Raw genomic sequence first — 2,619 nt, forward strand, 5'->3', positions numbered from 1 at the left:
GGGTCGTCGACCTGCGCAACCGGATCGCGTTCGCCGAAGGCCATGTCACCGGCACCTACAACTTCGAGGCAGACGGTCAACTGGCCACCTACCTGGCCTGGTTGATCCCCTGGGGTAAACCGGTGACCCTGCTCGCCGAGTCCGCCGGGCAACTCGCCGACGCGCAGCGCGAACTGGTGCGCGTCGGCATCGACCGCCCGGCCGCCGCCGCCACCGGCGACCCGGCCGCCTGGACCGTCGAGGGCGCCACCCCGGCTTCCTTCCCCCGCGCCACCTTCGCCGACCTGGCCGAGCGCCGTCGGACGCACGACCGGACGGACGATGTCGTCGTGCTGGACGTCCGACGCGCCTCCGAGCGGGCCGCGGGCTTCGTCGAGGGCTCGGTCCACATCCCGCTGCACGCCCTGCACCGGCGCCTCGACGACGTGCCGCCCGGCGTGGTCTGGGTGCACTGCGCGGGCGGCATGCGAGCGGCCGTCGCCGCCTCCCTCCTCGACGCGGCGGGCCGCGACGTCGTCGCCGTCGACGACTCCTTCACCGCCGCCGAACCGGCCGGACTCCCGCTCCGCGCCGCCTGACCCGCACCCGACCGACCCACCATCCCGTACGAGGCGAGGACCGCCCATGAGCACATCTCCCTCCGGCCCCGGCCGGATCACCGTAGAAGAAGCGGCCCGGCGCACCGGACACACCGAGGACGGCACGTCCGGCGACGGCGGCGGGCACGTCCTGCTGGACGTCCGTGAACACGACGAGTGGAGAGCGGGACACATACCCGGCGCCCTGCTCCTCCCGCTGTCGCGGCTCGCCGCGGGCGAGTCGCTGCCGGGCGAGGCGGAAGGGCGCCCCCTGGTCGTCATCTGCCGCTCGGGCAGGCGCTCCCAGCAGGCGGTCGACCTGCTGACGCGCGGCGGCGCGGAAGCGGTCGACGTCGTCGGCGGCATGCAGGAGTGGGCGCTGTCCGGACTGCCCGTGGTGGACGCGCAGGGCCTGCCCGGTACGGTCGCGTGACCACACTGATCCTGGCTCTCGTGGCGGGCGCGGTCGTCGGACTGTCGCTCGGCGCGCTCGGCGGCGGGGGCAGCGTCCTGGCCGTCCCCGCACTGATCTACCTGCTCGGTTTCACCCCCGTGGCGGCCACCACCGCGGCCCTCGTGATCGTCACGCTCACCTCGGTCACGGCGCTGACCGGTCACGCACGCGACGGGCACGTCAGATGGCGTGCCGGACTGCTCTTCGCCGCGGCCGGCATCGGCCCGGCGATGCTGGGCTCCGCGCTCGCCGCGAGCATTCCCGGCGCCGTCCTGCAAGGGGCCTTCTCGGTCGTCGCCGCGGGCGCGGCCGTGCGCATGCTGCGAGCCGGGGAGGAGCGGGAGGGCGAACACGTCGCCGGGCCCGTCCGCGCGGCAGGGGCCGGCGCGGGCCTCGGCGCGGTCACCGGTGTCCTCGGCGTCGGAGGCGGATTCCTCGCCGTGCCCGCGCTCGTCGGCCTGCTCGGCCTGCGGATGCGCGCGGCCGTCGGCACGAGCCTGCTGGTCATCACCGTCAACTCGCTCGGCGCGCTCGCCCTGCGCGGCGGCACCCTGCACGAACTGGACTGGGCGGCCGTCGCGCCCTTCGTCGGCGCCGCGGTCCTGGGCGCGTGGGACGGCAGGCGCCTCTCGGCGAAGGTGAAGGGAACCACCCTGCGCCGGGTCTTCGCGGTGGCGCTGCTGCTGGTGGCCGTCTTCATGCTCGTCGACGCCGTGCTCTGACGCCCGTGGTGCGTCGGCACGGGATCTCCCGGCCCGGTGTTCGGTCCACGGCATGGGCCGTGGACCGGACACCGGGCGACCGGGTCAGTCGCTCTCGGTCGGCTCCTCGGCATTGCGCCACACCGTCACGTCGAGCGTGACGTAGTCCGCCGAGTCGGTGGAACCGGACTTGCCGCGGTAGGTCACCACCGCGACGTGGCCGGAGTCGCTGAGGACGCAGATCTGCGACCCCGTCGTGAGCTGGTCGAGATCGATCGTCTCGGTGAAGCGGGTCTCTGTCCGGCAGACCTGCAAGGACCCCTTCTGCGCGTTGTTGAGGAGGACCAGCTTGCCGTTGTCGGAGCCGATCTTCTTCTCTCCGGTGACCGTGCTGTCCGAGTAGTAGTAGACGTCACCGCCCATGTACGAGGCCCCGGTGCCGCCGCCGTCGAGCGGCTTGGGCGGGTTGTCGCCCATCTTGAGGTAGTAGTTCTCGGTCAGGTCGATGCCCTTGTAGCTCGCCGGCTTGGGGTCGGGCTGCTTCGCGCCGCCCTTGGCCGCGCCGCCCGAACTCCCGGAGCTGGACGAACTGGAGGACCCGGACCCGCCGTCGCTCTTCTCCCCGTCGGGGAGGAGCGCGCCGATGATCCCCAGCACGACGAACGCGCCCACCACGACCGCGGCGATGATCGGGCCCGTCTTCTTCTTCGGCGGGAGCGGCGCCGCGGCCCACGGCCTGCCGACCATGCCAGGACCCTGCGGCGGCGGCGCGTAGCCGCGGTTCCACTGCGGCGCGGGCGTCGGGTGGCCCTGCGCCGGCATGGGCGTCTGGTACGGGGGCTGGCCTGGGACGGCCTGGTGGGGTGCGGTGTGCGCGTACGGGGAC

3 protein-coding genes and 1 pseudogene are annotated in these 2,619 nt (G+C 73.7%); 3 read left to right on the forward strand and 1 reads right to left on the reverse strand.

Annotated features, from left to right (window positions below):
• The 3 genes from M4J07_RS47545 to M4J07_RS47555 all read left to right on the forward strand — a co-directional run.
• A partial coding sequence (locus tag M4J07_RS47545; RefSeq protein WP_255983608.1) for a rhodanese-like domain-containing protein occupies window positions 1-578 on the forward strand: 578 nt, incomplete at its 5' end.
• A gap of 46 nt (window positions 579-624) precedes the next feature.
• Window positions 625-1,011: a rhodanese-like domain-containing protein gene (locus M4J07_RS47550; RefSeq protein WP_255983610.1), complete on the forward strand. Its 387-nt coding sequence runs from the start codon at window positions 625-627 to the stop codon at window positions 1,009-1,011.
• The gene (locus tag M4J07_RS47555; protein WP_255983612.1) at window positions 1,008-1,754 is read left to right on the forward strand and encodes a sulfite exporter TauE/SafE family protein; all 747 of its coding nucleotides are present in this window, start codon (window positions 1,008-1,010) and stop codon (window positions 1,752-1,754) included. The genes M4J07_RS47550 and M4J07_RS47555 overlap by 4 nt, the downstream gene beginning before the upstream one ends.
• Before the next feature lie 84 nt (window positions 1,755-1,838).
• Here the strand turns inward: M4J07_RS47555 and M4J07_RS47560 are convergent.
• Window positions 1,839-2,619: pseudogene (locus tag M4J07_RS47560) on the reverse strand (serine/threonine-protein kinase); the annotation flags it as partial.

The sequence above is a fragment of the Streptomyces longispororuber genome (assembly GCF_024448165.1).
Taxonomy (GTDB): Bacteria; Actinomycetota; Actinomycetes; order Streptomycetales; family Streptomycetaceae; genus Streptomyces; species Streptomyces longispororuber_A.